Origin of the sequence: Clostridium sp. RTP31139st1_H3_RTP31139_211217, assembly GCF_040227035.1 — a bacterium.
Classification (GTDB): Bacteria; Bacillota; Clostridia; order Clostridiales; family Clostridiaceae; genus Clostridium; species Clostridium saudiense.
In genome coordinates, this window is record NZ_JBCOAB010000040.1 from 23,292 (window position 1) to 29,396 (window position 6,105).

5 protein-coding genes and 1 other annotated feature are annotated in these 6,105 nt (G+C 28.5%); of the genes, 2 read left to right on the forward strand and 3 right to left on the reverse strand.

From position 1 onward, the window contains the following. Nucleotides 1–100: 100 nt before the first annotated feature. A complete protein-coding gene (locus tag ABUA17_RS14395) occupies nt 101–463 on the reverse strand; it encodes a YccF domain-containing protein (RefSeq protein WP_042400760.1) in 363 nt (120 codons plus the stop codon). Between the two features lie 361 nt (nt 464–824). Next, nucleotides 825–1,157, forward strand: a binding site (T-box leader). Nucleotides 1,158–1,363: 206 nt separating this feature from the next. On the opposite strand from ABUA17_RS14395, the gene leuS reads away from it, so the two are divergent. Next, nucleotides 1,364–3,814 (forward strand): leucine--tRNA ligase, encoded by a 2,451-nt coding sequence (leuS, locus tag ABUA17_RS14400; protein WP_055277737.1) that lies wholly within the window; start codon nt 1,364–1,366, stop codon nt 3,812–3,814. Nucleotides 3,815–4,187: 373 nt separating this feature from the next. On the opposite strand, the gene ABUA17_RS14405 is transcribed toward leuS, so the two are convergent. Beyond that, a complete protein-coding gene (locus ABUA17_RS14405) occupies nt 4,188–4,796 on the reverse strand; it encodes a VanZ family protein (protein WP_055277738.1) in 609 nt (202 codons plus the stop codon). A gap of 248 nt (nt 4,797–5,044) precedes the next feature. Between ABUA17_RS14405 and ABUA17_RS14410 the strand changes: the two genes are divergently transcribed. Continuing rightward, nucleotides 5,045–5,584: a GNAT family N-acetyltransferase gene (locus ABUA17_RS14410; RefSeq protein WP_349818124.1), complete on the forward strand. Its 540-nt coding sequence runs from the start codon at nt 5,045–5,047 to the stop codon at nt 5,582–5,584. A 43-nt stretch (nt 5,585–5,627) separates the two neighbouring features. On the opposite strand, the gene ABUA17_RS14415 is transcribed toward ABUA17_RS14410, so the two are convergent. Next, nucleotides 5,628–5,936, reverse strand: coding sequence for a hypothetical protein (locus ABUA17_RS14415; protein WP_042400771.1), 309 nt, complete (start codon nt 5,934–5,936; stop codon nt 5,628–5,630). Nucleotides 5,937–6,105: the final 169 nt, after the last annotated feature.

A 6,105-nucleotide genomic window follows, 5' to 3' on the forward strand; every position in this document is an offset into this window, starting at 1 on the left:
TAACACCTTTTAATACCACTAACCTATTATCAACCTTAAATATAGATAAATTGCCACATTATGATTTAAATATTTAAAATTTCATACCTATATATTAATTTTATATAACTTCTTTTCCAAAAGGCATTAATGCTAGCTTGGCCATTTTAAATGATTGTGCTGCAAATGGAATTCCTACTATTGTTATACATAAAATTAATCCACTTACTATATTTGTAATACATAACTCTAACCCACCAAATATCAACCATAATATATTCATTAGTAAATTCCCACTACTATCACTTACTGTAACAACTTCTTTACCAAATGGCGCAAGCTGTAGTCTTGCCATTTTAAAGCATTGCATTCCTACTGGTATTCCAATTATAGTAATACACCATATTATCCCTATAAAACACCATCCTATTGCACCAATAAGGCCCCCAAATATTATCCAAATAATATTTCCTAAACACGACATAAACATTACCTCCATTAAATTTACTTACATATGATTCTTACTTAGTATATAAGGAAACTTTCCTAATTTGAAATCAATTTAGTATTCTTAAGAATATTTTAATAATTAATTTGATTTGTAAATTTCTTATTTATCAACAACAAGTTAAGAGATAATATTAACTCTAATTTTCTTTTTATTCCACAATGTGTATTTATTTGCCCTAAATAAAAATAAGTTTCTTTTATAATATGTTTTCTATTTTAAAAAGGAACTCTTTTATTTTAATTCATAAAGTAAATATAATATTTACTCTTATTGACTTATTATAGTAGACTAATATATAATTAATAAATATTGAAATCTTTTAATAAATTTAATATTTATTGCATTGAAAAGGAGTAGTACTATAATACTGTAATCTTTAGAGAGCTGTTGGTTGCTGCAAAACAGTGATACATTTATAGGAACTTGCCTTGGAGCTTACTTGTTAAAAGCAAGTACGGAATCCCCGTTACGGATTTGAGTGAGAACCTTTTTAGTTAAAAGTTAGTAGTTTTTAGTTAGTAGTTAATGTTGAAACTCCTAATCAGTTTCTTAAATATATATTTTTTTAATTCAGCTACGACGATTTTATTCAACACCTATTACCTTTTAACTTATAAAATAGTTCTAATAAGAGTGGTACCGCGAAATATAGCTTTTCGTCTCTTAATTGAGATGAAGGGCTTTTTTTATATATTTTTATAAAATTAGGTAAAAATTATAAATATAATTAGTTAGGAGTATTTCGTTTTGAATTGATAGTCTTGAATTAGTAATTGAGGATAAAATATTTCTAAATTCAGCTCAGCTGAATTTATTCCTTAACTATTAACTCTTAACTATTAACTCTTAACTATCCAAAGGAGTGTTTAAACTATGAGTAACTACGGAACTGCCATTGATAAAAAGTGGCAAAAAAAGTGGGAAGAAACTGAACTTTACAAATTTAATCCAGATGCAGAGGGTGAAAAACTTTATGTTTTAGAAATGTTCTCTTATCCATCAGGAAGCCAATTACATGCTGGTCACTGGTTTAACTATGGACCTGTTGATTCATGGGCAAGATTAAAGAAAATGCAAGGATACAATGTATTCCAACCAATGGGATTTGATGCCTTTGGTTTACCTGCAGAAAACTTTGCAATTAAGACTGGAATTCATCCATGGGATTCTACTGAAAAGAATATTAAAACTATGGAAGAACAATTAAGAGCTATGGGAGCTATGTTTAACTGGGAAAATGAAGTTATAACTTGTACTCCAGAATATTATAAATGGACTCAATGGGTATTCTTACAATTATTAAAGAATGGCTTAGCTTACAGAAAGAAAGCTCCTGTAAACTGGTGTCCATCTTGTAACACAGTTTTAGCTAATGAGCAAGTTGTTGATGGTGCTTGTGAAAGATGTTCAACTGAAGTTACTAAAAAAGACTTAACTCAATGGTTCTTTAAAATTACAGAATACGCTGATGAGCTATTAGAAAAATTAGATACTTTAGATTGGCCTGAAAAAACTGTTGCTATGCAAAAGCACTGGATTGGTAAATCTACAGGTGCTGAAGTTAACTTCAAAGTTAAAAATTCAGATATTAACTTTAATGTATTCACAACAAGAGTTGATACTTTAAACGGTGTTACATATGTTGTTTTAGCTCCTGAAAATCCATTAGTTGATGAATTAACAACAGATGAAAATAAGGCTGCTGTTGAAGAATATAAAGAAGCTGCTAAAAAGCAATCAGATATAGAAAGACAATCTCTTACAAGAGAAAAAACTGGTGTATTCACTGGTTCATATGCTATAAACCCTATAAATGGTAAGGAAGTTCCAGTTTGGGTTGGAGACTATGTTCTTGCAACTTATGGTACTGGTGCTGTTATGGCTGTTCCAGCTCATGATGAAAGAGACTATGCTTTTGCTACTAAATTTAACTTACCAATAGATCAAGTTATAACTAGTAAAAAAGGTGAAGAAGTTGAATTACCATACTGTGAATACGGTGTTTTAGTTAACTCTGGTGAATTTGATGGATTAACTACTGAAGAAGCTAAAGAAGCTATTGTTGAAAAACTAGCTAAACAAGGTTTAGGCTCTGCTAAGGTTAATTACAGATTAAGAGACTGGTTAGTTTCAAGACAAAGATATTGGGGTGCTCCAATTCCAATAATCTACTGTGAAGATTGTGGTGCTGTTCCAGTTCCTGAAAAAGATCTTCCAGTTGAATTACCATACAATGTTGAATTTGCTCCAGATGGTAAGTCACCACTTGCTAAGTGTGAAGAATTCGTTAATACTACTTGTCCTTGTTGTGGTAAACCAGCTAAGAGAGAATGTGATACTTTAGATACATTCGTTTGCTCTTCTTGGTACCAAATGAGATATGTAGATAATAAAAATGATAAAATCGCATTCGATAAAGAAAAAGTAGATAAGATGCTTCCAGTTGACAAATATGTTGGTGGACCTGAGCATGCTTGTATGCACTTATTATATGCAAGATTTATAACTAAGGCTTTAAGAGATATGGGTTACTTAAGCTTTGATGAACCATTCAAGAGCTTAACTCACCAAGGACTTATCTTAGGACCAGATGGATTAAAGATGTCTAAATCTAAAGGAAATACTATATCTCCAGATGATTACATCAAAGAATATGGTGCAGATGTATTTAGAATGTACTTAATGTTTGGATTTGCTTACACTGAAGGTGGAGCTTGGAGTGATGATGGTATTAAATCTGTTGCTAGATTTGTAGATAGAATTGAAAGATATCTAACAATGTGCAGAGAAGCTATTGAAGCTGGTACTAACAATAAAACTACTATGGATAAAGCTGAAAAAGAATTAAACTTCTGGTTAAATAACGCTATTAAAGGTGTTACTGAAGATGGAGAAAAAATGCAATTCAATACTGCTATTGCTAGAATGATGGAATTCATCAATGCTTTATCTAAATACATGAAAGAAGAAACTAAAAACTTAGATTTCTTAAAGAATGTATGTGAAAGCTTTATTAAGATTTTAGCTCCATTTGCACCTCACTTTGCTGAAGAGCAATGGTCATTATTAACTGGTAAATACTCAGTATTCAATGAAGCTTGGCCAGCATTTGATGCTAAAGCCCTAGTTAAAGATGAAATTGAAATAGCTATCCAAGTTAATGGTAAAATTAAAGCTAGAATCAATGTTGCTTCAGATTTAAATGAAGAAGGAATTAAGGCTGCTGCTTTAGCTGACGAAGCTGTTATAGCTGCTACAGAAGGAAAAACTATAGTAAAAGTTATCGTTATTAAAGGAAGACTTGTAAATATAGTTGTAAAGTAGTATAAGCTAAGTGATAATCCAAATTTTAACTGACACTCTAAATCTTCGATTTAGCTAGTGGAAGTTACCTACTTGGTAATTTGGTTATTCGAACTTGCCTAAAAGTCGAAATTTAAATTTCGCTTCTTGAAGGTACACTGTGTGTACTCCGCGAATACAGTGAGTGGAGTTTGTTAATTGAAATTAAATAGAGACTATATCAAAATAATTTACACACCCGTAATATTTGATATAGTCTCTTTTAATTTACTCATATTAACCATAAAAAAATAATAATTTTAATATAAATATATATTAGCTAATATAACAAATCTTATATTTACTTAATTATAGCTATATAATATATAGATTTGATTATCTGAAATCTTTTCTTCTAACTAAAAAACACACTAATAACTGCAATTCCAATATATAAATAAGGCCCATACTTAATAATTGAATCTTTTTTATTATACTCTTCAACCATAGTTTTATTTGAAAGTTTCTTAAATATAATGCTAAGTATTTTAAATAAAATAAAACCTAAAATAGTTCCTAAAGTATTCATTATTAAATCATCAACATCTGTTGCACGAATAGTGAATAATTGTCCAACTTCAATAATAAGTGAAAATATAAAACCTGCAAATACTGTAGGTATAAACTTTCTAAATTTATTCCATAATGTTGGTAGTAAAAATCCAAATGGCATAAAGAATATTATATTAAGTATTGTTGAAATTTCTATTCCACTGCTGAGTGGTATAAAATTTAATACTGGATCAAATATAGGTCCCCCTAACATTACTTTTCTTTCCAAATCACTTAAAGTTGGAAACCCAACTATATCTTTTAATGAAATAACAAGATATAAAATTAAAAAATCTCCAAATAAGTAATGTTGCCACTTTATCTTCCCACTGCTCTTTTTATTTAAAATTATATTTATTATTGTTATTAAAACCATCGATACTAATATTGCTAATAAATAACTCTCCATCATAAGGCCAATCCCCTCTTTTGATTATTGTTTTCTACTAGTAATATTATAATCTTAAATACTTAAAAGTAATTTTCAATTTTCTTAAGATATTATTACAAATAAATTCTAATTAACATTTTTAATAATATTATATCAGATTATTAAATCATTAATACTCGTGCATATACTAATCATCTTTAAATAATTGGAAATACAATTTAAAATCTGCTAATCTTAAATTATAATATATAAAAACTGGGGGATTAGTAATGAATATTAGAGTCGCAAAACCTGAAGATGCAGAAGAACTTCTTAACATCTATAAATACTATGTTGAAAATACAACTATAACCTTTGAATATGATACTCCAAGTGTAGAGGAATTTAAAAATAGAATTAAAAATACTTTAGTTAGATATCCTTATTTGGTTGCTGAAGATAATAATAAAATTTATGGATATGCTTATGCAAGTGCTTTTAAAGTAAGACCTGCTTATGATTGGGCTGTTGAAACATCTATTTATGTACAAAATTGTGATTCAAGAAGTCGTATTGGTACTTTGCTTTATAATGAACTTGAGAAATATCTTAAACTTCAAAATATAATAAAACTTAATGCTTGCATAACTTATCCTAATGAAAAAAGTGAAAACTTCCATAAAAAATTTGGATATAAAACTGTTGCTCATTTTACTAAGTGTGGCTATAAATTTGGTAAATGGAATGATGTTATTTGGATGGAAAAATTCATTGGAGAACATAGTGCTGTCCCTAATGCTATAATTCCATTTTCAAAAATCTGCCTATAAATTAAAAGCAGCAAGTACATTACTTACTGCTTTTAAAACTATTTTATAATTTTCTTAAAATAACTTGTCCATTTGTATTAACATTAGGTAATGACTTTATATATTTCTCTTCCTCCTGTGGAAAAATTCTTACACTTCCCTCTTCTTCGTTTTCTTCATAACTTTTAACCTTATTATCATCACTTTCAACAATTAAGTTACTTTTATGTTTTTCTTGAATCAACTTACTATTATTATCTATAGTAACTATATTATCTATAGCTTTAAAATTATTTGATAAAACAACAATTGAACTTAGTATAAAAAACATAATCACAACTAAAGCTAAATATTTTCTACTTTTTAAATTCACTAATAATCACCCCTTTTTATACAAGTTTATTAGCATCACATATTAATTATTACATTACTTTCATAGTATAATTTAAATAACTATACTGTTTATTTATATGACGAATTGTCAAGCTAAGTGCAACACTTAGCTTGTTCTTCGTTAAATGCTTCTAACGGTGTCTTGTATC

Bases quoted from the DNA above. Each gene is read 5' to 3' on its own strand.
- ABUA17_RS14395 (WP_042400760.1), bottom strand. From the start codon at position 463: ATGTCGTGTTTAGGAAATATTATTTGGATAATATTTGGGGGCCTTATT.
- leuS (WP_055277737.1), top strand. From the start codon at position 1,364: ATGAGTAACTACGGAACTGCCATTGATAAAAAGTGGCAAAAAAAGTGG.
- ABUA17_RS14405 (WP_055277738.1), bottom strand. From the start codon at position 4,796: ATGATGGAGAGTTATTTATTAGCAATATTAGTATCGATGGTTTTAATA.
- ABUA17_RS14410 (WP_349818124.1), top strand. From the start codon at position 5,045: ATGAATATTAGAGTCGCAAAACCTGAAGATGCAGAAGAACTTCTTAAC.